Source organism: Brevibacterium sp. CS2 (assembly GCF_005280295.1).
GTDB classification, from domain to species: Bacteria; Actinomycetota; Actinomycetes; order Actinomycetales; family Brevibacteriaceae; genus Brevibacterium; species Brevibacterium pityocampae.
Map to the genome: position 1 here is coordinate 705461 of NZ_CP040020.1, position 22700 is coordinate 728160.

Annotated in this window: 20 protein-coding genes; 12 read left to right on the forward strand and 8 right to left on the reverse strand. The window is 69.0% G+C overall.

All coding sequences use genetic code 11. From position 1 onward, the window contains the following. The first annotated feature begins 107 nt into the window (after positions 1–107). The 5 genes from FDF13_RS03095 (at position 108) to FDF13_RS03115 (ending at position 4904) form a co-directional block, all read left to right on the forward strand. A complete protein-coding gene (locus FDF13_RS03095; RefSeq protein ID WP_217494892.1) occupies positions 108–818 on the forward strand; it encodes a glycosyltransferase family 2 protein in 711 nt (236 codons plus the stop codon). Continuing rightward, positions 815–1945: an acyl-CoA dehydrogenase family protein gene (locus FDF13_RS03100; protein ID WP_137318406.1), complete on the forward strand. Its 1131-nt coding sequence runs from the start codon at positions 815–817 to the stop codon at positions 1943–1945. Before FDF13_RS03095 ends, FDF13_RS03100 begins: the two co-directional genes overlap by 4 nt. Beyond that, complete coding sequence (locus tag FDF13_RS03105; protein WP_175406832.1) at positions 1938–3380, forward strand: bifunctional PIG-L family deacetylase/class I SAM-dependent methyltransferase; 1443 nt, start codon at positions 1938–1940, stop codon at positions 3378–3380. Before FDF13_RS03100 ends, FDF13_RS03105 begins: the two co-directional genes overlap by 8 nt. Positions 3381–3410: 30 nt before the next feature. After that, entirely contained in the window at positions 3411–3935 is a 525-nt protein-coding gene (locus FDF13_RS03110) for a hypothetical protein (protein ID WP_254668881.1), read from the forward strand. A gap of 222 nt (positions 3936–4157) precedes the next feature. Beyond that, positions 4158–4904: a cyclopropane-fatty-acyl-phospholipid synthase family protein gene (locus FDF13_RS03115; RefSeq protein WP_175406833.1), complete on the forward strand. Its 747-nt coding sequence runs from the start codon at positions 4158–4160 to the stop codon at positions 4902–4904. Here the strand turns inward: FDF13_RS03115 and FDF13_RS03120 are convergent. Beyond that, entirely contained in the window at positions 4868–7282 is a 2415-nt protein-coding gene (locus tag FDF13_RS03120) for an AAA family ATPase (RefSeq protein WP_137318409.1), read from the reverse strand. The two genes, FDF13_RS03115 and FDF13_RS03120, sit on opposite strands and share 37 nt — an antisense overlap. A gap of 264 nt (positions 7283–7546) precedes the next feature. Further along, positions 7547–8011 carry a DUF3253 domain-containing protein gene (locus FDF13_RS03125; RefSeq protein ID WP_137318410.1) on the reverse strand — a complete coding sequence of 155 codons (465 nt, stop codon included), beginning with the start codon at positions 8009–8011 and terminating at the stop codon, positions 7547–7549. Positions 8012–8190: 179 nt separating this feature from the next. Between FDF13_RS03125 and FDF13_RS03130 the strand changes: the two genes are divergently transcribed. Further along, positions 8191–8601, forward strand: a complete 411-nt coding sequence (locus tag FDF13_RS03130; protein ID WP_137318411.1) for a nuclear transport factor 2 family protein — start codon at positions 8191–8193, stop codon at positions 8599–8601. Between the two features lie 45 nt (positions 8602–8646). On the opposite strand, the gene FDF13_RS03135 is transcribed toward FDF13_RS03130, so the two are convergent. The 3 genes from FDF13_RS03135 to FDF13_RS03145 form a co-directional block, all read right to left on the reverse strand. Beyond that, entirely contained in the window at positions 8647–9102 is a 456-nt protein-coding gene (locus tag FDF13_RS03135) for a Zn-ribbon domain-containing OB-fold protein (RefSeq protein WP_254668882.1), read from the reverse strand. Next, the gene (locus FDF13_RS03140) at positions 9102–10262 is read right to left on the reverse strand and encodes a thiolase domain-containing protein (RefSeq protein ID WP_254668883.1); all 1161 of its coding nucleotides are present in this window, start codon (positions 10260–10262) and stop codon (positions 9102–9104) included. Before FDF13_RS03140 ends, FDF13_RS03135 begins: the two co-directional genes overlap by 1 nt. 1703 nt (positions 10263–11965) lie before the next feature. Beyond that, complete coding sequence (locus tag FDF13_RS03145) at positions 11966–12739, reverse strand: SDR family NAD(P)-dependent oxidoreductase (RefSeq protein WP_137318413.1); 774 nt, start codon at positions 12737–12739, stop codon at positions 11966–11968. Between the two features lie 260 nt (positions 12740–12999). Here FDF13_RS03145 and FDF13_RS03150 point away from each other — a divergent pair, with 260 nt between their 5' ends. Next, positions 13000–14052 (forward strand): alcohol dehydrogenase catalytic domain-containing protein, encoded by a 1053-nt coding sequence (locus FDF13_RS03150; RefSeq protein WP_137318414.1) that lies wholly within the window; start codon positions 13000–13002, stop codon positions 14050–14052. Here FDF13_RS03150 and FDF13_RS03155 read toward each other — a convergent pair. Next, positions 14042–14665 (reverse strand): pyroglutamyl-peptidase I, encoded by a 624-nt coding sequence (locus FDF13_RS03155; RefSeq protein ID WP_137318415.1) that lies wholly within the window; start codon positions 14663–14665, stop codon positions 14042–14044. The two genes, FDF13_RS03150 and FDF13_RS03155, sit on opposite strands and share 11 nt — an antisense overlap. A gap of 152 nt (positions 14666–14817) precedes the next feature. Between FDF13_RS03155 and FDF13_RS14635 the strand changes: the two genes are divergently transcribed. Then, positions 14818–15018, forward strand: a complete 201-nt coding sequence (locus FDF13_RS14635; RefSeq protein WP_175406834.1) for a hypothetical protein — start codon at positions 14818–14820, stop codon at positions 15016–15018. After that, a complete protein-coding gene (locus tag FDF13_RS03160) occupies positions 15015–16451 on the forward strand; it encodes an MFS transporter (protein ID WP_175406835.1) in 1437 nt (478 codons plus the stop codon). Before FDF13_RS14635 ends, FDF13_RS03160 begins: the two co-directional genes overlap by 4 nt. A 117-nt stretch (positions 16452–16568) precedes the next feature. Here the strand turns inward: FDF13_RS03160 and FDF13_RS03165 are convergent, their stop codons facing one another. Then, entirely contained in the window at positions 16569–18998 is a 2430-nt protein-coding gene (locus FDF13_RS03165; protein WP_175406836.1) for an efflux RND transporter permease subunit, read from the reverse strand. 80 nt (positions 18999–19078) lie between these two features. Here FDF13_RS03165 and FDF13_RS03170 point away from each other — a divergent pair, with 80 nt between their 5' ends. From FDF13_RS03170 to ribA, 3 genes are read left to right on the forward strand one after another with little or no spacing between them, the layout of a single operon-like run. Continuing rightward, entirely contained in the window at positions 19079–19672 is a 594-nt protein-coding gene (locus tag FDF13_RS03170) for a MarR family winged helix-turn-helix transcriptional regulator (protein ID WP_137318417.1), read from the forward strand. Continuing rightward, the gene (locus FDF13_RS03175; RefSeq protein ID WP_137318418.1) at positions 19669–20379 is read left to right on the forward strand and encodes a CDP-alcohol phosphatidyltransferase family protein; all 711 of its coding nucleotides are present in this window, start codon (positions 19669–19671) and stop codon (positions 20377–20379) included. Before FDF13_RS03170 ends, FDF13_RS03175 begins: the two co-directional genes overlap by 4 nt. Before the next feature lie 10 nt (positions 20380–20389). Next, complete coding sequence (gene ribA / locus FDF13_RS03180) at positions 20390–21790, forward strand: GTP cyclohydrolase II RibA (RefSeq protein ID WP_137318419.1); 1401 nt, start codon at positions 20390–20392, stop codon at positions 21788–21790. On the opposite strand, the gene FDF13_RS03185 is transcribed toward ribA, so the two are convergent. Continuing rightward, positions 21729–22697: a lysylphosphatidylglycerol synthase domain-containing protein gene (locus tag FDF13_RS03185; RefSeq protein ID WP_137318420.1), complete on the reverse strand. Its 969-nt coding sequence runs from the start codon at positions 22695–22697 to the stop codon at positions 21729–21731. The two genes, ribA and FDF13_RS03185, sit on opposite strands and share 62 nt — an antisense overlap. Positions 22698–22700 lie beyond the last annotated feature (3 nt).

Here is a 22700-nt window from a genome sequence, read left to right on the forward strand (position 1 = left end):
GGATCTGAGCCTTCTTCTCGGGCACGGCGGCTAAGATGGCTCCCGGGCACAAGGCTCCTTGTGCCACGAGCGTGCGCCTGACGGCGCACTCGTCAGGGGAGGCACCGGTGTCAGCTGCAAGCGTCGAGTGCTGCGTGGTCGTGCCGGCGCACGACGAGGCGGAGCTCATCGGTCGCACCCTCGCTTCCCTCCGCACCGCCGCCGCGACCGCACGGATCGCGCCGCGCGTCATCGTCGTCGCAGACGCCTGCACCGACTCCACTGCCGTGATCGCCCACCGATCCGGGGCCGAGGTCGTCGAGATCGACGCACGGAACGTCGGTGCGGCCCGCCGAGCCGGGTTCGAGCACCTCCTCGGTCGCGCGAGCGCTGTCGGCGATCCCACGGACTCCGCGGGCAGCGCGCTGTGGCTCGCGACCACCGACGCGGACAGCACCGTCCCGTCCACGTGGTTCTCCCGCCACCTCGCCTATCGCGCTTCCGGCGCCGACCTCGTCGCCGGCACCGTGGTCCTCGAACCCGGCCCGGCGATCGACCCCCTCCACGAGCGGTGGACGAGCGCCTACTCCCTCAAGATCGAGGCCGGCCGGCACCATCACATCCACGGCGCCAACCTCGGCTTCACCGCGCAGGCGTACCGCGCGCTCGGTGGCTTCAGCGCCCTCGCACTCCACGAGGACGTCGACCTCGTCCAGCGCGCTGCGGCCTCCGGCCTGTCCGTGGCCTGGGCGCTCGACATCCCGGTGGCGACCTCGCGCCGCACCCACGGCCGCTCCCCCGGCGGCTTCTCCGACGACCTCAAGGCGATGGTTCCATGACCGCTCACCCGACTGATTCGACTGCCCGCGGGGAACTCGCGACCCGGCTCCGCACCCTCACCCTGCCGCTGCCCGGGCGCGGCGGGACGATTCGCCGCTGGGAGCACCTCGCGCGGCTCACCGCAGAGGACATCGTGACCGGCCGTCTCATCGAGGCCCATGCCGACGCGATCGCGATCACCACGGATCTGGGTGCTCCCGAGCTCGTCACCGCGGACTCGCACTGGGGCGTGTGGGCGGCCGAACCGCCCCGGCCGCTCCTCACCGCGTCGGAGAGCTCAGGACAGCCCGGTGGCTGGGTCCTCCACGGCACCAAACCGTGGTGCTCGGGCGCCTCGCTGTGCACCCATGCGCTCGTCACCGCCACCACCCGGGAACGCACCCCGGATTCGCCCGCGGAGGTCGCCCTCTTCGCAGTCGATCTCCGGCAGACGGGGGTCCGGGCGGTGCCGGACACCTGGCCTGCGGTCGGGATGGCCGCGAGCGATTCCGGCTGGGTCGAGTTCGACGACGTGCCCGCCCGGCGCCTCGGCGGCCACGCCGACTACCTCGAGCGGCCGGGGTTCTGGCACGGCGGGGTGGGGGTCGCCGCCTGCTGGTTCGGCGGCGCACGCGCCGTGGCCGCCCCGCTGTTCGAGCGGGCGGCGCGGGCGAACGCATCTCCGCTCGTCCGGGCCCATGCCGGTGCGGTCGCCGCCGAGCTCGCCGCCGGCTGGAGCCTCCTCGAGCACACGGCCGCGTTCGTCGACGCGGACCCGGACGACGAACGCGGCCTGCTCATGGCCCGCGCGCTCACCGTGCGCACGCGGATCGACCGGATGGCAGCCGGCGTCATCGACCGGGTCGGCCGGGCGCTCGGGGCCGGACCACTGTGTTCGGACGGGGAGCACGCCCAGCGGGTGGCAGACCTCGGCGTCTACATCCGGCAGACCCATGCCGAGGCGGACGAGGCGACGATCGCCGCCGAGGTGCGCGCCCACGCCGAGCGGGCAGGCGCCGCCGGTACGAGCACCGGAACCGGGCCTGGGAACGGGCCTGGGACTGCCGACGTGGACGTCGTCGCAGCAGCTCACTGGGACGCGCTCATCGGCTTCGATTCGACCCCGCTGCGCGGCACTGATGACTGAGGCGGATCACCCCACCGCGTTCTCCGGCCGGGACGCGCCCACCACCTCGGCGGGTGACCTCGCCGCGTTCGAGGCCGGAGTTCCCCACTGGGCGGGAGAGCGGGATCGGCACGGCCGGTGGGCGCCGGTGGACATGCCCGCGCTCGTCGTCGTGGCCCCGCACCCGGACGACGAGGTCGTCGGCGCCGGCGCGCTGCTCGGCGCGGCGGTGCGTGCGGGCGTTCCGGTGACCGTGGTCGCCGTGACGGATGGAGAGGGTTCCCACCCGGCGGCAGCCATCGACCCGGAGGAGCTCGCGCGGATCCGCACCCGGGAATCCGAGGCGGCACTTGCCGAGTTCGACAGGCTGGCACCCGCAGGTGGAAGCGGCGCCGGGATCCGCCGCATCCGCCTCGGCCTGCCCGATGGTCATGTCGCCGGCGGCGAGGACCAGGCGGTCGACGGTATCGCCGCGGTCCTCGAACAGCAGCCGGCGGGCACATGGCTCGCGGCCCCGCTGTGTGTGGACGGGCACCCCGATCACGATGCGAGCGGCCGGGCCGCCCGCCGTGCCGCCGCCCGGTTCCCGAGCGTCCGTGTCGTGGAGTTCCCGGTGTGGCTGTGGCAGCACTCACTGCCGGGCGCGCACCTCGAGGTGGAGTGGGACGCCGCCCGCGCCATCGATGTCGACGACGAGCTGTTCACCGCGCGCGAGCGGGCGGTGGCAGCGTTCCGATCGCAGATCAGCCTCGAGCACGGGGTGCCGGTCGATCGGACCGGCGACGATCCGGAGACCGCGGTCGTGCTGCCGCCGCAGGTGCGGGAGCGGATGCTGCGCCGCCGCCAGATCGTATTCCCGCATCCGGGCGGCGGATTCGCGGCCCTCTATGCGCACGGCGAGGACCCGTGGAACCTCGCCGACCGGTGGTACGAGGAGCGCAAGTACGCCCTCACCCTCGCGATCCTGCCCCGGCGCACGTTCCGCCGCACCTATGAGCCCGGATGCTCGATCGGCGTCCTCAGCGCGCAGCTGGCGCAGAGGTGCGAGCAGCTCATCGGCACCGACATCATCCCGCAGGCCATCGAGTCGGCGCGCCGTCGGGTGCCCGCCGACCACGTCGACCTCCGGGTCGCGGGGATCGACGACTGGCCGGAGGGCCGGTTCGACCTCATCGTGCTCAGCGAGCTCGCCTACTACCTCGCCGACGCGGAGTTCGAGAATGCGCTCGCGCGCGCTGCGGAATCGCTCGAGGAGGGCGGGGTGCTGGTCGCCGTGCACTGGCGTCATCCGATCCCCGGCGCCTACCGGGACGCCGAGGCGATCCACACCGCACTCGCCGCACAGCCGGGCTGGGTGCGACACGCCTCGTACCGGGACGCCGACGTCCTCATCGAGACCTTCGGACCGCCCGGCCCGAGTGTGGCGAGTGCGGAGTTCCTCGACGCGGAGGGGTGAGACCGGGGGCGGGGGCTGGTGCGGGACGCGATGATCACCGGCGTCGGCGTGCTCCTGTGCTCGGCGACGTTCCTCCTCATCGAGCAGTACATCGTGCTCGCGGTCATCGGGTTCACCCTGTTCGGCATCGGCCTGGGCTTCTACGCCACCCCGTCGACGGATGCCGCGCTGTCGAACGTGCCCGAGGCACAGGTCGGCTTGGCGGCCGGCATCTACACGATGGCCTCCTCGCTCGGCAGCGCGATCGGTGTCGCAGTATCCGCCGCGCTCTGCGTCGCCGGCCAGGCGGTGAGTCCGGAGTTCGTTCAGTCGTGGGGCCTGTTCATCGGCCGGCAGGACACCATCGCGCTCCGGTTCGGCGGAGCGATCGGCCTGCTGTTCAACGTGTTCATGGTGGTGATTGCCCTCGCGTCGATCATCCTCACCGTGCCCTCGCAGAAGAAGCTCGAGGCGCAGAGGGCGGCCGCTGAGAAGGGTGACACGGACGCCGAGGCACCGGTCATCCACACCGGGGAGGCGCTTCGCGACGTCGCTCCCCCGCCCATCGGCAACTGATCATGACGCCTGGCGGGCGCCTCGGCCGAGGTGCCCGCCGGGTCCCGGCAGCGGCGCGTCTGCCGATCCGCCGGCTCCGGCCCCGTCCTCTGCTGCACCTCTGCTGCGGACGGGGCCGGAGCTGCATCACGGAGCTGGTGCTGTGCACGGTGGCCTGGGATTGTGTCGAATCCCGGGCATACACGCATCCCCGTGTCAGCGATGCGTGGAACGATGGGCCGCATGAGCATCCCCGACTACATGATCGAGTTCCACCGCAACGCCGCCCGGCAGGCGCCGGGCAGCGACGACAGCACGCGGCGAGCGCTCTCCCTGGTACCGGGGGTCGACATGGTCCGGCGGGTGCTCGATCTGGGGTGCGGGACGGGTGCGCAGTCACTCGTCCTGGCGCAGGAGACCGGGGCGACGATCACGGCCGTGGACATCCTGCCGGAGTTCCTCGAGGAGCTCGAGGCGCGCGCCCGGGCGGCCGGGGTCGCGGACCGGATCGCCACGCTCGAGGCGTCGATGATCGACCTCGACCTGCCGCCGGAGCACTATGATCTGCTGTGGTCGGAGGGCAGCGCGTACACCGTGGGGTTCGAGGCGGGCCTGCGCTACTGGAAGCGGTTCCTCGCTCCCGGGGGTGCGCTCGTGGTGTCGGAGCTGTGCTGGCTCACGGATGACCGGCCGCCGGAGATCGAGGAGTACTGGGCCGAGGGCTATCCGGGCATCGGGACGGTGGAGGAGAAGCTCGCGGAAGCCGCCCGGGCTGGGTACACGTGCATCGAACACTTCGTCCTGCCGCCCGAGGCGTGGACGGATGGCTACTACACGCCCATCCGGGAGCGGTCCGAGGCATTCAGCGAAGCGCACGGCCGCGATCCGGAGATCGACGCGTTCCTCGACTCCGGTCTCGACGAGGCCGCGATGTACGACCGGTTCGGCGAGTACTACTCGTACGTGTTCTTCGTGCTGCGGGCGGGGTGAGGCTCCTCATCGTCGAGCAGCTCGACGATTCGGCGAGCAACCCTGATCACCTCACCGGGTGCAATGACTGCACGCAACTCGGCGACCACAGTGTCGGCCATGACATCGATCAAGCGATCAGCGATAGACACTGCAGCGGTCTGTTTGGGAGATGCCGGAGATTCGTATGCCGACGTATCCGACAAATGACGCAGCGGGGCGGAATCCAAGGGCGGTGATCCCTTCGCACCGACGACGACGCCATGGGCCAGTGGCAGCAGTTCATCGACCTCATCCGAGTTGGAATTTTCCTGGTCGAACCTGTCATCAACATCGAACGGCGGCGGGGCGGAAACCACCTCTAACGACGGGAGCACCGGTCGCAACAGCGCCGGAACGTTCTCACCTGCAAGGATCATGTCCAGCCGGGCTGTCGATCGCGTCAGTGCGATGTACAGGAGCCGGGCTCCGGAATCCAGGTGGTAGATGCCCTTCGGATCCGCGATCACCACGGCGTCGAACTCGAGTCCCTTTGCGGTCTCGGGCCGGATGAGATTGATGTTCTTGCCCAGCGTTCCGGTGTCGGCCATCGAGTACCGCACACCTTCGCTGTCCATTCGAGCGGCGATCTCCGCGAGCATGGGAGCAGCCGCGATGACCCCGACCATGAGCCCGTCCGCTGAGTGCTCACGCGCGCATTCGAGCACGACTCGGGATACATCGCCGCTCCAGGCACTCAATACTCGTGGCTCGGAACCGGACGATCGAACTGATTCTGCCGCATCCAGGTCTGGAGCGATCTCGCTCTGCAATGCAACGGCGATCCGGAAGATCTCGTTCGGCACGCGGTAGACGTGTTTGAGCGTCCGCCGACTCGCTGGCACACCCTTCTTCTCCAAAGCGTCGATGATCTCATTCCAGGAGTTCCTGGCGAATGGTCCGGTGGACTGCGCGATATCACCGACAAGCGTCATCGCTCCGGTCCGCGATCGACGGGCGAGCGCCTGCAGCTGCATGCCGCTGAGATCCTGCGCCTCGTCCACGACGATGTGATCGAATCTCAGCTGATTGCCCGGGTCCATCAGGGCTTCGACCTCATGCAGGAGGAATGCGTCCTCGATCGACCACGGCTCATCGGAGATGTACCGCTGAGGGCGTCGATACAGCAGGTTCAGTTCTTCAGATGTCAGCTCATGGCCCCCAGCTGCACTGGTGCGATTGCGAGATCCGAACAGCTCCCGGAGGAACTGGAGCGGTGACAGGCTGGGCCATACTCGATCGACCTGCTGGTTGAAGGAGCTGGTGTCGAACTCTCGCTCGAAGCTCACGTCAGCTCGAGTTCCGAGCGACCGCAGGCATTCCCCGCGCAGAGCTTCGATGAACCGGTGTCGGCCTTCCCCGTATGGCAGATAGGACAGCGGCCTGATCAGATTGCGCACAGTCATGCTGGAGATCTGAATCGAACCCGCGGTGTTCGAACGCTTGACCTTGAGAGATTCGCCGCCAGTTCGCACTCGCAAGCGAAGCCCCTCCGCAAGCACGTGCTGCATTCGAGCATCACCCTTGAGCGCAGCCCTCGCCGGCTGCTCCGTGTGCCTTGGGACGACCAAGTCGCGCACAAGATCTTCGAGCGCTGCATGCCGGACCCCATCGTCACCCAAGGACGGCACAACGTCCTGGATGTACTTGACGAGTGTGGTGCTGGGCCCCACAACCAGCACGTCCTCCGGTCGGAGGCCTTGCTGATTGAAGAGAAGCCAGGACACTCGGTGCAGCGCCACTGCAGTCTTACCGGTGCCCGGACCGCCCTGAATGATGAGCAGTGATTTCGGTGTATGAGCGATGACGTCGTACTGAGCAGCCTGAATGGTGCGAACGATGTCGCCCATTGAATCGGTGCGGCCGGCTTCCAGGCTTTCGAGAAGCTCATCATCGAGCCGAACTTCTCCGCGCTCAAGGGCAGCGATCTCGTTCTCCAGCTGCGCGAAGACCAGATCGGAGAAGTCCTTGACTGTGTTTCGGTCCGTCCGGAATGTGCGCTTTCGGTTCACCCCGCCCGGGTTCTCCGGTGTTGCGGAGTAGAACCAGTTCCCCGCCTTGGATTTCCAGCTCGCTACGAGCAGGTCGCGGTTCTCGTCGAGGATTGCCGATTTCCCGACATATATCTTCCGCTCATCCTGCGTATCGACTCGTCCGATCGCCACCGGGTCATTCGGTCCGAGTGTGTCCCCAGATTTGAGAGCCCTGCTCAGGGCCCTGATGTCCGCAGCACTGCCTCCGGCACCGGCCTGAGACTTCTTGATCTGGTGCTGCGCGTCGACGTGCCTGCGCATCGCACGATCGAAATATTTCTGCTCCGCCGCGAGCTCAACAGTCTTGTCGATGGGTTCTGCCGACACGTATACCTACCTCAGAGAACGATGACAGTACGTATTGCGTACCACTCGTCACAGTATGCAATGGACCTCAGACACGGGTCGTGCTGTTCGGTCAGATCAACTCGATTTCTCTCCCAGTTGAGCCCGATACCGAGCGGAATCACATTTCTCAAGCGCCCATCAGACATCCATCGTCATCGCAGTCGCGTTCGATTGAACTACGCGGAGAATGCGAACCTGCCGCAGTGACCGAGTGCTCGCGTCGAGCGGGGTGAGGGCAGTCGGTCACCCATCACCGTCACCCGATGGACTTCGCACACGCATCTCGTCACTGCTCGGGCACGGAACCCATGCCTGAGTGTGCTGCCGATCGCGGATCACGGCCTCGACGAGAGATTCGCAGCTCTTCCATCCCGCACCGCCGACGGTCTGCGCCACCTCGGACGCGCATACGGGACCTCCGTCGCGAACCCGCAGAAGAGCGTTTATGGTAGCTTCTGCCCGACGCCGCCGACCCTCATCGGTCGGCTCCCACCACGGTTCGCCGCGCTCACCCAGGGCGATCTTCGCTTCGTGCACCCGGGGACGCGCGGAATCACCGGCTGTCTTGATCTGCCGCCGGGCCCGCATCAGTTCGCCGACGAGTTCGCTCTTGATGTCCGGTGGAATCTCCGGATCCGTGGCCCGCCACCGGCGGCCGTTGACGACGATGTATCGGCCGTCATCGGTGTACCGGTGCTCTGCGTTCATGCGACCCGAGTCTACGGGCACGGTCTGTGCAGGTGGGCGATCCATCACCGCCTACTGGTGAGAAGCGGAGCATCGTCCCTGCAGCTCGGATCACTCTTTCGGCGTCTCAGCAAGTATCACGCGCACGCAATACACTCGTACAGACCGTCAGAGTCGACGACCACGAGGAGAACCCGCACATGACCGCTGCAGCACCCGCCCCCATCCAGGCCTGGCACGATCTCGTCCGCTCGCCCGAGCCGGAGAAGCTCCGCGCGCTCCTCTCCCCCGAGGTGACTTTCCGCTCCCCTGCCGTCCACACCCCGCAGGAGGGTGCGGAGAAGACCTTCGCCTACCTGTGGGCGGCGACCCAGGTGCTCCGGCCCACGCTCACCTACGACCACGAGTGGTACGACGCGAACTCCGCGGTGCTCCAGTTCAGCGCCACCGTCGACGGCCTCGACGTCAGCGGCGTCGACATCATCGAATGGGACGTCGAGGGGAAGATCACCGACTTCACCGTCATGGTCCGCCCGCTCAAGGGGCTCCAGGCCGTCATCGGGGCGATGGGAGCCGAACTGCAGAAGGGTTCGCCCGGGCAGACCGGCTGAGGCCTCGCACGAGGTCGGTCGGCAGGGGTTCTGAGGAGAGAACCCTCACCCCTGCACGGGCGCGAAGCGGGGCAACGCCGCCTCGCCCTCGGTCGAGTGGAACACCACCTCGACCGGCAGGCCGATCGCGAGCGCGCTCTCGTCGACGTCGACGATGTTCGTCATCATCCGCACGCTCTCGGCGAGCTCGACGTAGGCGAGCACGTAGGGCTCTGCGCCCCGGTAGTCGCCCAGGCCGCCACGGCGCACGACGCTCCAGCTGTAGACCTCGCCCTTGCCGGAGACCCGGACCCATTCGACCTCGAGCCCGCCGCAGTGCGGGCAGAAGCCGCGCGGGTACCAGGTGTACTCCTCACACGTCCGGCAGCGGGTCACCTGGAGCTCGCCCCGGGTCGTCGCCTCCCAGAACGCACGCGTCTCTGCGGAGATCGGCGGGGTGGGGGCCAGCAGATCGCTGCCGATGTGCGCCTCAGCGCCGTGGGTGTCCACTGTCTCGCTCATCATGTCTCCCGTCCGAGGATGAGCGTCGCACTGCCCATCCGGGTTCCCAACGATCCGCCGGTGCCGTGCGCGAGCGCGATCTCGCAGTCGGGCACCTGTACGGCCGGGTGCGCCTCGCCGCGCAGCTGGCGCACCGCTTCGAGGATCTTCGTCATCCCGCCGCGGTTGGCAGGGTGGTTGTTGCACAGACCACCGCCGTCGGTGTTGAACGGCAGCCCACCGTCCGGAGCGCGCAGCGCGCCCGAGGCGACGAACGCGCCGCCCTGCCCCTTGGGGCAGAAGCCGAGGTCCTCGATCGTCTCCACCACGGTGATGGTGAAGGAATCGTAGATCGAGGCGTAGTCGATGTCCGCGTGCGTCACGCCGGCCTCCGCAAAGGCGAGCGGGCCGGACCACACCGCACCGGTGTGGGTGAGGTCGATCCGCCCGCGGTTCGCGGTCTTCGGCGCCTCACCGTGGCCGAGCACCGCGACGGCGTGCCGGTCGAGGCGCTTGGCGACCGCCGGGCTCACCACGACGACGGCGCCGCCGCCGTCGGTGACGACGCAGCAGTCGAGGCGGTGGAGCGGGTCGGCGATGAGCGGGGAGTTGATGACGTCCTCGACGGTGACGACCTTCTGCAGGAGCGCGTTCTGATTGTGCTGCGCGTGGAGGGAGGCGGCGACCTTGACCTCGGCGAGCTGCTCGCTCGTCGTTCCGAACTCGTGCATGTGGCGGCGGGCGGCGAGCGCGTACATCGACGGGGTGGTCGTGCCGAACACGTTCTCGAACGCGAACTCCGGGGCGCTCGGGGTGACCGCGCCGGGACCTGGGGCGGAGACCGGCAGGCCGGCCATCGTCACGAGCGCCACCTCGCACTTACCGGCCGCGATCGCCGCCGCCGCGTGGCCGACGTGAGCCAGGTAGGACGAGCCGCCGGTCTCGGTCGAATCGAGATAGCTCACGTGCAGACCCATGTAGTCGGCCATCGACAGCGCACCGAAACCGGGGGCATCCCCGGCGCAGAAGTACCCGTCGACATCGCTGAGGGTCAGCCCGGCATCAGCGAGCGCACCGACGGCCACCTCGGCGTGGACCTGCGCCACGGACTTGTCGGGGATCTTGCGCAGCGGGTGCTCGAAGGCACCGGCGATGAGCGCCGCACCACGGATCGTCATCATTGACTCCAAGTGATCGTTCGTTCAATTCCGAAAAGAATATCACGGTCTCACATGTCGGTCTCCGGCGCGGGCACCGCCGAAAAATACAAGTACATCTTCGTCACAACCAGAGCAATTCTGCTCTGCAGTAATAGGAGCCATGCAGACCCCTACTCGTCCTTTTCTACGCAGTCCAATGCACCGTCTTCCATCTGAGTCGGCCGGAGAAAAGCGTCTGATCGTCGCGCGTTCTCCCGTCAATCCAAGCTCCAGCCAACGATGTCGCTTCGCTCAGCGCTTGAACGGGCTCAACTAACGAAACTGCCCTGAGAAGGAAGTCGCTGTTGCAGGCAAGGTTCTCGGTAAGGTTAGTTAAGGTTGCCGGAGTGAAGTCGAGAGCACTCTTTGCGGTGGTAGCCCACCAGTCAGAGCTCTGAGAAGAAGTAGACGAGCCGCTGTCGCCAAATGCATCACCTCCCAGCTGAAGGTGCCACTCACATCATCTGGGAACACACTAAACCCCCAGTAACCAGGAGTGGTCTCTCGCCCGTGCAGTCGACCGTCATGAACGGTCCTAGACCGGGAATTGTACATTCTTTCCAAACTAGCCGCTGCGCCTTCCGAAAGGACCTCACGCAATGCGGCGCGAAATCGTCGAGCTATTTCCATGTGTGAACCGCAAGCGGCGCAACGTTGAGCCTTAAAAAGCATGCCCGCCACAACCTCAATAGAAGCTGTATACGCCACTACCGCAAGAGACGGATGCAGATCCTCCACATATCGAGCTTCAAGGAATGCGTCAACCGCATATCTCAACTTCTGCTCGTGATTTACTTTCTCAATCGCAACATCGTACCAATCGTTGATCGAATGACTCGCCCAATCTACTTCGCCATTCCTAAAAAATTGGGCACCTCTCAGCCAAGGCCTACATTCCCGTGCTTGACGAATTCCACAATCAATCGGAGCCGCTGCCTCAACTACCTCATACGTATGAAACTCCCAACTCACGGCCAGGATGGCACAGATATCACGTAAAGTCCTTGCTGCGTTCTTCGACGCATCCTCTCGCCACGAGTATCCCGGAGAACGACCTACCACTCGTACTGGGATTGATTGATGAACTCCGTAGCTATGCAAGCTGTCATGACGATTCACTGGGTAGGGATCCCGGAAAACGAAATCAAGAGGTGCAAGCCTATTTCGTCCAATTGAAAAAGGTCTGTCTAATCGCTCAGCAACGCCTCTCGGTCCCGGACGCTGGAGCAGGACCGCACTCCATTCAAATTCTTTATTCGACTTGCCCACCCGCGATTCGGCGATGCGAATCGCATTAGATATCATTTCGACGCTGGATTCATCCAGGTTAGGCCCTTCATCCGCAACTACACGCACGGGACGCTCGCTGTGTGCCACAAGGACTTCGATAACGGCACATCCTGAATCCACGCCTATATCAACCTTCAGTTGCGGGTCATTCGATGAGTAGCTCCAGCCAACCACTGACCATGCCGACGACTGCTCAGACACAGCTTCAGAAAACAAAGTGAGCCATTCGGTACCATGAACCGAAAAATCGATATTTAAATTGAACAAGAATCGCTCTCGGTTCGCACTCATGGCCAAATGATCTCAGGCAAGTGATCCAATTTCAATGATTGCGACCATCGTTCACAAGACAGCGGCGGGCGTGACTCCCGCGACCACCACCCCGCTCCAACGCCTCATACCGTCGCGCTCAGGCCCCCGTCGACGATGAGCGACTGGCCCGTCATGTACGACGAGGCCGGGCTGGCGAGGAACAGCATCGCGGTATCGAGCTCATGCTGCTCGCCGAACCGTGTGAGGATCGCATTGCCGGCGACCATCTCCTGGAGCAGGTCACCGCCGTCGGACATCGTCATCTCGCTCGCGAAGTACCCGGGGCACAGCGCGTTGACCCGGATCCCCTTCCGCCCCGACCACTGCTGTGCGAGGTCGCGGGTGAGTCCGAGGACACCGGCTTTGCTCGCCGCGTAGTGCGCCTGCGGATAGCGCGAGGCGGCATGGCCGTGGACGCTCGACAGATTGACGATCGACGACCCCTCGGGCATGTGCGGCGCGCAGGCCCTGGCCATCCAATACGTCCCGTTGAGATTGACGTCGACGACCTGCCGGAACACCTTCGGGTCCTCGCGCAGCGCCACCCCGGCCGGCCCCATCCCGGCGTTGTTGATGAGCACGTCGATCCGCCCGAATTTCTCGACTGCCGCCGTGGCGAGCGCCTCGCAGTCGGCCTGGACGGAGACATCGGTGCGCTTCGTCACCACTGGCGCCCCCGCATCCCGCAGCTCTTCAGCGAGTGCGTCGAGCCGGTCCTCGCGCCGTGCGGCGAGGACGAGCGAGGCGCCGACCGCAGCGGCGGCGCGTGCGAACCCGACTCCGAGGCCGGAGCTGGCTCCCGTGATGACGACGATCTTGCCGTCGAGCCGGAAGCGATCGAGGGGATTGGCGGTCATGTCACCTGTCCTGTTCGTCGGAGATGGTCGGGCTCATCGCGCAAAGCTGCGCGCAATGGGCCGCGGGGCATTGAAGAACCGATCAATTGTTCGGTTCAACTGAATTCTCGCACAACCATCGCGGGCGCTCCTCGGCTCGCACCCGCGCCCGTTACGCACGCTCTTGTCGCCGGCAGACCCCGCTGTTAATGTCCCAAACAACTGTTCGACGCTTCTTCAAACCTCAGCCCCACCGAATCCACCGCAGACAGGGAACCCCCATGAAAGCCCTCACCTTCCACGGTCCGCGCGACATCCGGTACAGCGAGGTGCCGGACCCCCGCCTCTCCGACGACCGCTCGGCGATCGTCCGCGTGACGCGCGCGAGCATCTGCGGGAGCGATCTGCACATCTACCACGGGCAGGGGTTCAGCGAGGACCTCGGCTTCTGCGTCGGGCACGAGGCCGTCGGCGTCATCGCCGAGGTCGGCACCGGCGTCGACCGCCGTCGCGTGGGCGACCGGGTGCTCGTACCGGCCTCCGTCGGATGCACCCGCTGCCCGGAATGCGATGCCGGGCGCACCAGCCTGTGTCGCTCGCGCAGCGGCGCGCTGGAGAAGTGCTACGGGCTCAGCGCGACCCTCCAGGGCTCGCAGGCCGAACTCGTTGCCGTCCCCGATGCCGACCGCAACACCGTGATCATCCCGGACGGGATCTCCGACGATGCGGCGGTGGTCATGACCGACGCCGCCGCGACAGCCTGGTACGGGGCCCGGCGGGCCCGGATCTCCCCCGGCGACACTGTCGCGGTCATCGGACTCGGTCCGATCGGGCAGATCGCCGTGCAGCACGCCCGGCTCCTCGGCACGGCCGAGGTGATCGGCATCGATCCCGTGCCGGCTCGCCGGGAGATGGCGGCCGCGCAGGGCGCCCGCGTCGTCGACGCCGAGGATCCGGTGGCCCAGGTCCGGGAGTGGACCGGCGGGCTCGGCACCCACGTGGCGATCGAGGCCGTCGGCGCCGATGCCACCATCGAGATGGCGCAGCGGATCGTGCGCCGCGCGGGACGGGTAAGCGTCGTCGGGGTGAATCAGAACAAGGCGTACCCCTTCCACATGGAGCGGGCACAGGTGAAGGAGCTCGAGTTCGCCATCGGGCTGTGCTCCGTCCAGTTCGAGCTGCCGACGCTGCTCGAGCTCACCCGCACCGGCCGGCTCGACCCCGCCGCGGTCATCACCCACCGCCTGCCGCTGTCCGCAGGGCCCGCGGCCTACGCGCTCATGGACAGCCGGGCCGAAGGGGTCTGCAAGATCGTGCTCGACCCTACGCGCTGACGACCACCCTGATGCACGCGGCGACGGCCTCGGCGAGCTGGTCGAAGGTGAGTTCCGGCATGGCCGCCGCCGCACCCGGGTCGGTCTCGCTGCCCACCGTGGCGGCACCTCGGGTGCGGACGGCCGGGAGGTGGATGAACGCCGCGGGCAGCTCGGTGTCGCGCAGCAGCGTGCGGAACACGGCGTTGCAGAGGAAGGCACCGGCATCCCCGGACGTCCCGGCGGGGACGCCCGCACCCCGGATCGCCTCGACCAGAGCGGCGGGGTCGATCCGCGAGTCGAGCCACTCGGGCCCCTCGTCGAGGGGTGCAGCGGGGCGTTCGACGCCGGCGTTGTCGGGGATCCGGTCGTGCCCGAGGTTCCGCGCGCGCCGCTCCGGCGTCACCTCCGCCCGCCCACCGGCCTCACCGAGTGCGACGACGGCATCGGGCCGGTGCGCCGCGATCGCCTCGAGCAGTGCCGGAGCAGCCCCGTCCCAGGTCACGGGCAGGATCGCCGTTGCGAGCTCGACCTCGGCGTCCCAGGACCGGTCCCGCAGCCTCACCACCACCTGCTCACTGGCGTTCTCCGGATCACCGCCGAAGGGCTCGAATCCGGTCACGAGGATCGTCATGCGGCCACAGTAGTCGAGCCGCCGATCATTGACCCCGGCGCCAACCCACGTTAGGTTCGACCTAACGATCATTCGGTCAGAGTCACGACCGGGCAGCCGCGCACGAGCACGGCTCACGTACATCGAAGGAGATGTCGAGCATGAGGCGCACTATGAGATCCCGAGCACTCGTCCTGGCCCCCGGCGCGGCCGCACTCGCCGTCGACAGAAACTGCCTCGGCGTCACGGGTGCGAAGGAGAACGGCGGCGACACCTCGGACATGGACTCCTGGTACACCGAGGGGGACGTCGACTTCGCCCCGATCGCAGAGCGCCTCTTCGAAGACGTCATCGCACCCCACCGACCGGAGTGAATCCCACCCCGCCCGCACCTCGGTCGACGGTCTGGCCGCTCTACGTCGTGACCTTCCTCGCGACGTACACCATCGCGGTCGCCTCGATCTCCGCACCCGGGATCCAGACGGCACTGCAGATCCCGGAGACCCGCACCTCCCTGGTCATCGGCGCGTATTCGGCGACCTTCGCCGCCGGGCTCATCATGAGCGGCCGGCTGGGCGACCGCTGCGGGCGCCGCCGCATGTTCCAGTTCGGCACCGCGGGTCTCGCGGTCACCGCGCTCCTCACCGCCGCCGCGCCGAACTTCGAGCTCCTCCTCATCGCCCGGCTCCTCCAGGGCTGCGCGGCGGCGGCCACCACCCCGCAGGTGCTCTCGAGCATCCAGGCGATCCTCACCGGGGAGAGCCGCCTGCGCGCGGTCGGCCTCTACAGCGTCTTCGCCGGCAGCGGGACCGTCGGCGGCCAGGTGCTCGGCGGGTTCGTCAACAGCACCTTCGGGGAGACCTTCGGCTGGCGGGCGGCGTTCGCGAGCGTCGGCGTGCTCGCCGTGTTCGCCTGGGTCGGTGCCCGCTGCCTCACCGAGACCCGCTCGGCGAACCCGATGGGCCTCGACATCCGCGGCTCGATCATCCTCGGCACCGCGCTCTTCCTCCTCATCGCCGGCCTCACCAACGGCGCCGCGATCGACGTCTCCGCCCCGCTCACCACGACCGGCCCGCTCATCAGCACCGCGATCCTCCTCGCCGCCGCCGTCCTGGGCCTGCTCCTGCTCGTCCCCCATTCGCGCAGCCGCGAGCGCACGGGCCGCCCCGCGATCCTCCCCGCCCCGGTCATGCGCGAACCCGGTGTGCGCCTGGGCGTCACGCTCGCCTGCCTGCTGTTCCTCATGATCGGCGGGTTCATGTACAACTTCGCGATCCTCACGCAGATCGGGTTCGGCTACTCCCCGTTCCGCACCGGGCTCGTCAGCCTCGGCCTCGCACTCGCCTTCGTCGCGAGCTCCGCTGTCGCCCCGCGCCTCGTCTCCCGGCTCGGAGGCCCCGCCCGAGGCGGCCCGCGGGTCCTCGTCATCGCCTCGGTCCTGCAGGCGGCCGGGCTCGCGAGCCTCGGCGTCCTCTCCCTGCTCGAGCTCACCCCGTTCGCCCTGTGGTTCCAGCTCTGCGCGGTGCTCATCGGCGGCGGTCAGGGGCTCATGCTCGGCCCGCTCGTGTCCGTCGTCATGGCCGCCGTGCCCGACGAGGTCGCCGGCCTCACCGGCGGGCTCATCGCCACCGGGCAGCAGACGGGGATCGGCCTGGGGATCGCGATCCTGTCGACGGTGTTCGCCGGTCTCGCGCAGCTCATGCCGATGCAGACGGCCTACGGGTTCACCACCCTGGGCACCGTCGTGCTCTCCGTGGTGTTCGGCCTCCTCGCCGCCCGCCTGGGCGCCCACGGCCGGCAGAGCTGAGGCGCCTCAGGCAGCGAGTGGCCACCGCCGACGGTCCGCACCCGAGATGACAGCGGAGACTGCGGTGGCGCAGTGCGCCGGCGACGAACCGCCGTCGGGCCGACCGCCGCGGCAGTCTCAGTCGCCGCGGGTGAGGAGGTAGGTCTTCTTCCCCTCCCGGTAGTTGCCGGTGCTCTCGCCCGGACTGCCGGATCCCGAGGCGCCCGCCCCGGAGCCGCCACCGGCACCAGAACCACCCGCACCACCGGTACCGCCCGAACCGGAACCACCGGTCCCACCGGCACCGCCCGGCCCGTCGGTCCCGTCGGACTCGCCGCGGATTGCGGCCTCGGCGGCACCCTTCGGCCCGTCGAACTTCCCGAGCTTCGAGGGCCACCACACCGTCTTGCCGATGTCGTAGGTGAGCGCCGGGACGAGCAGGGTGCGCACGACGAAGGTGTCGAGCAGCACGCCGAACGCCACGATGAACGCGAGCTGGGCGAGGAACAGGATCGGGATGACGGCGAGCGCGGCGAAGGTCGCGGCGAGCACGACGCCCGCCGAGGTGATGACCCCGCCGGTGACCGCCAGCCCGCGCAGCACGCCGGCATGCGTGCCGTGGACCAGGGATTCCTCGCGCACCCGCGTCATGAGGAAGATGTTGTAGTCGATGCCGAGCGCCACGAGGAACACGAACCCGTACAGCGGCACCGCCGGGTCCGCGCCCGGGAAGTCGAAGATCCCGTTGAACACGAGCGCGGACACGCCCATCGCCGTGCCGAAGGACAGCACCGTGGTGATGATGAGCAGCACCGGCGCGAGGATCGAGCGCAGCAGCAGCATGAGGATGAACATGATGACGACGAGCACGATCGGGATGATGAGATTCCGGTCGTGGATCGCGGCATCGTTCGTGTCGATCGACGTCGCGGTCACGCCGCCGACGAGCACCTCGCCCGGCAGCTCGTGGAGCTTCTCACGCAGCTCGCGCACCGTGTCCGAGGCCTCCGCGGAGTCCGCCGCCTGCGTCAGGGTCGCCTGGAGGAGCACCTGGCCGTCGAGCACCGTCGGCTCGAAGTCGGCCGGGTCCAAGTCCGAGGCGCCCGCACCCTCCGGCGCACCGGCACCCTCCGGCGGACCGGCGCCCTCGGGCAGCTCGATCTCGCCGTTCTCGTCGAGCGGGACCGTGCCGGCCGGGGAATCGGCGGCGGTCACGCTGACCTCGTCGATGTCCGCGCTGCCGGCGATGATCCGCGCTGCCTCGGGCATCTCGTCCTCGGCCACGATCGCGTAGACCGGGGACCCGGAGCCGCCCGGGAAGTGCTCGCCGAGCGCGGCCTGGCCATCGCGCGCCTCGGACTCGCCGAGCACGAGGTCGGACTGCGGCACGCCGTCGGCCTTGAGCTGCGGGACGAAGGCCGCGCCGATCGCGAGCACGATCGTCGTCGCGATCCAGATGGTGCGCGGCCGCTTGGCCACGGTGCGGGCGGCGTGCGCCCAGATGCCCTTCTTCGGCATCCCGTGCTCGGCCTCGACGGCGGCGGGGTCGTAGTGGGGGCGCTTGGGCCAGAACGCCGCGCGCCCGAAGGTATAGAGCATCGCCGGCAGGAAGGTCAGCGCGGAGAGCATCGCGAACACGATGCCGATCGCGGCGACCGGGCCGAGCGTGCTGTTGGACTTCAGATCGCTGAGCAGCAGGCACAGGAGGCCGGCGATGACGGTGCTGCCGGAGGCGAGGATCGGCTCGATCGACCCGCGGATCGCCTTCCACGTCGCCGCCCACTTGCCCCGCTCCCCGCGCAGCACCTCGCGGTAGCGCGCGACGTAGAGGAGCGAGTAGTCGGTCGCCGCGCCGATGACGAGGATGAAGAGGATGCCCTGCGTCTGCCCGCTGAGCAGGATGACCTCGTAGTAGGCGAGCCACCACACCGTGAGCAGCGCGACGCACAGCGCGAACATCGACGTCGAGAGCACGATGATCGGCAGCAGGATCGAGCGGTAGACGAACACGAGGATGATGAACACCGCGATGAGGGCGACCGCCAGCAGCAGGCCGTCGATCCCGGCGAAGCCGGCCGACAGGTCCGCGGTGAAGCCGGCCGGGCCGGTGACGTAGACGGTGATGTCATCGCCCACCTCGGCACGCAGCTCGTCGCCGAGCTCGGGGATGACCTCGCCGACGTCGGCGTCGTCCTCGATCGGCACGAAGGCCTGGGCGGCGAGCCCGTCCTCGGAGGGGATGGCCGGGGACACGTCGTCGGCCACCCCGGTGACGGAGGTGGAGCCGTCGACGGCCTCCTGGATCGATTCGAGCTGGGAGTCGGAGAGCTCGGAGTCCCCGACGAACACGACGACGGCGGGGATCGCATCGCTGCCGGTGAACTCGCCCAAGCGCTCCTGCACCTGGGTGGCGTCGGAGGACTCGGGGAGGAAGGTCGTCTGGTCGTTCGACGACACCTCCTCGACCTTCCCGAAGTACGGCCCGCCGAGGCCGGCACCGGCCACCCACAGGACGATGAGGACGGCAGGGAGCAGGATGCGCAGCCAAGTGGGCACGCGAGTCGCCATGAGGGGAGACCTTCCGGAAGATTTATCTAGCCTGGCAAACAATAAACCTAGCATGACATCAACCGGGTTACTATGACGGGATGAACGCGCCGGATCGCCCCGCTGCCGCCTCGCACGCCGGGGCCGGATCAGCACGTCCGGAGACGGGGTCCGCGCACGTCTACGACATCGCCTCGAACGACCCGGACAGCCGGCTCGTCGACCGCAGCCGCGTGTCCGAGGAGGACCTCGCGCAGATCAGCGCGGTGATGCAGGCGCTGGGGAACCTGCGCGATGCGGAGAACCGGCTCATGGAGGCCTCGCTCGAATACATGAAGCTCGGCCGCAACGACATGCGCGCCCTCCACTTCCTCATCGTGTGCGAGAACCGCGACATTGTCGCCACCCCGGGCGCCATCGCCGCGCATCTCCACGTGTCGAGCGCCTCGACGACGAAGCTCCTCGACCGGCTCGAGCGGGCCGGCCACATCACCCGCTCCCCGCACCCGAGCGACCGCCGTGCCCTCGCCATCCGCATCACCCCGGAGACCCGGCACACCGCGATGGAGACCGTGGGTCGGCAGCAGGCGCGCCGGTTCGACGCCGCCGCCCGCCTCACCCCCGAGCAGCGCGCGGTCGTCATCGAGTTCCTCACCTCCATGGCCGCCGGGCTCGAGGGCGGCGACTCGCCGTGAAGCGCGAGCGCCTGCGGCCCCGCCTGCTCCCCCTCGGAGTCCTCGCCCTCGCGCTCGTCACCGCGCTCCTCCTCACCCCCACACCGCTCATGGCCGGGCTCACCGTGCTCCTCGCCGTGCTCGGTGCCGGCCGCAGCCTCGCCCGGTGCGAGCCGTGGGGCCGGGCCGACGACATCACGACGCTCCGCCTCGGCCTCCTCCTCGTGTTCACCGCGCTCGTCGTCGACGGCCCCGGCTTCGGGTGGGCCGCCGTCGCGGTCGGTGCGCTCGCCCTGGCCCTCGACGCGGTCGACGGCTCGGTGGCGCGCCGTTGCGGGCAGACCGCAGCCGGGGCGGCCTACGACGAGACCGTCGACGCGCTCGTCGTCCTCGTCCTGGCGCTCGGCCTCGTCCCCCTGTGGGGCTGGTGGTGCGCGCTCCCCGGTCTCCTGTTCTACGGGTTCCGCGGGGTCACCCTGCTCCGCCCCGCGTGGCGGCGAGCGCTCCCGCCGTCTCGCGCCCGCAAGGTCGTCGCCGCTTCCCAGGGTGTCCTCCTGCTCACGGCCGGCTCCCCGCCCGCGCTCGCGTTCCCGATCCTCGGCGTGCTGTGCACGGGTGCGGCGCTGCTGGCCCTCGGCTGGTCCTTCGGCCGGGACATCGTGTGGCTCGAGCGGCACCGCGCAGAAGGCCCAGGCACCTTGTCGGTTCCCGGGGCGCGACCCTCGTAGACTGTGACCCATGTCCTCACTGCCCCAGCCCGACGACGGGCCGAACGCGAGCCCGAGCGCGGCGCAGAACGACCTGCCCGCGCTCGTCCTCGAGTCGGAGACCTCCCTGCCGACCGACCACGGTGTGTTCACCACCCGCGCCTACACGAGTGAGGGCGTCACGCACGTGGCGATGTACCGCGGCGACCCGGGTGCCGTCGAGGCCCCGCTCGTCCGCCTCCACAGCGAGTGCCTGACCGGGGACGCGCTCGGCTCGCACCGCTGCGACTGCGGCGACCAGCTCGAGGCCGCGCTCCAGGCGATCGCCGCCGCCGGCACCGGGATCCTCCTCTACCTGCGCGGCCACGAGGGCCGCGGCATCGGGCTCGCCGCGAAGCTCCGCGCCTATGCGCTCCAGGACGACGGGCTCGACACCGTCGACGCCAATCGCGCGCTCGGCCTGCCCGACGACGCCCGCGACTACCGGGCCGCCGCCGCGATCCTCCACGAGCTCGACTGCCCGCGGATCCGGCTCCTGTCCTCGAACCCGACCAAGGCCGAGGCGCTCGCCCGGCTCGGCATCGAGGTGCCGGAGCGCCTCGCCCTCCAGGTGCCCGACCGGCCGGAGAACGTCCGCTATCTGCAGACCAAGCGCAGCCGCATGCGCCACGACTCGCTGTCCGGGCAGCCGGTGGGCGACGACCCCGAGGACCTGCCCCTGTACGCCGCGCTCGCCGCGCACAGCGAGGTCGTCGCGCAGCTCGCGCAGAGCGCCGACGGGTTCATCGCCGCACGCGGCGGGGACGCGGAGTTCGTGTCCGGCGAGGCCGACCGCACCCATCTCCACCGGCTCCGGGCGGCCGTCGACGCCGTCGTCGTGGGCGCCGGGACCGTCGTCGCCGACGATCCGCAGCTCACCGTCCGCGCGGTCGCCGGCACGAACCCGCTGCGGGTGCTCCTCGACCCGCACGCCCGCATCCCCGCCGGGAGCGCCGTCCTCCGCTCTCCCGACGCCCCGACCCTGTGGCTCGTCGGCCCCGACGCCGAGGTGCCCGCCGGGATCGGAGATCACGTCGAGGTCGCACGCCTGCCGCACTCCGCTGACGGCGAGCCCGTCGACCCGGCGGCGGTGATCGCGCTCGTCCGCGAGCGGGTGCCCGGCTCGATCCTCGTCGAGGGCGGCGGCCGCACCGTCTCGGACTTCCTCGCCGCCGGCGTGCTCGACCGGATCTTCCTCACCTCGGCCCCGGTGCTGATCGGCGACGGGGTGCCCGGGATCCGGTTCCGCGGTTCGCCCGTCATGGCCCAGGCGATGCGCACCCCGTTCCGCCGCTACGCGTTCGGCGAGGACGTGTGCACCGAGTTCGTCCTCAGCGATGCGGCGCAGGCGCACTCGGCCGAACGGCCGGCGCGGCCGGCCGACGGCGCCTGAGGGCCGCGAGGAGGAGGGTCACCGCGCCCGGGAGGGTGGAGATCGTCGCGAGCAGCCCGTAGGCGGTCGCCGCGGTGACCGCCCACTCGGCCGTCACCGCGAGCTCGCCGGCGAGGACCCCGGCGCTGATCTCCCGCACTCCCCAGCCGCCGACTCCCAGCGGCACGCTCATCGAGGCGAGCCCCACCGCTGCCGCGCCCGGCGCCACCGGTCCGCCGAGCTCCGCCATCCCGATGAGATAGAGGCCCAGCAGCGCGCCGACGCCCACCGCCGCCGCAGCCCACACGAGCACCGCGGTGCGTGCGGCCATGCCGCGCATGCAGGCGAGCGCGGCGGCCAGCGCGAGGACCGCGACCGCTCCGGCGATCACCGCCAACCGCGCTGAGATGCCGGCGAGGATCACGGCGGAGAGGGAGAGGAGCAGGGTCGTCGAGGTCAGCCGCTCCGCTCCGAGCGCGGCCGCCGGTGACCACCAGCGCCGGTCGCCGGCACCGCGGTAGACCGCCACCCGCGCCGCGTCACCGGCGATGCCGCCGGGCAGCACCATGTTCCCCAGGCTCGAGGACCAGCAGTCCGCCACGGCCCGCGCATACCGCATGGGGATGCCCTTCTCCCGAGCGAGCAGCGTCCAGCGCAGTGCCTGCGCGAGTGTGACGAGGAGCCCGCAGCCGAGCGCCGCGGCGATGGTCGCCGGGGTGAGGACGTCCCAGCCGGCGAGGAGCGCCTCGGTGCCGACGAGCCGCGCGGTGAGCACGAGGAGCACGGCGGTGACGGCGAGCATGAGCACCCGCCGCAGCCAGGTCGTCCTGCCGGGCACACCGGATCCACTGCGCACCTCGGGTCCGGCGGGCACCTCGGGTCCGTCGGGCGCTCCGGGTCCGCTGCGCACCTCGGGTTCGCTGCGCACGCC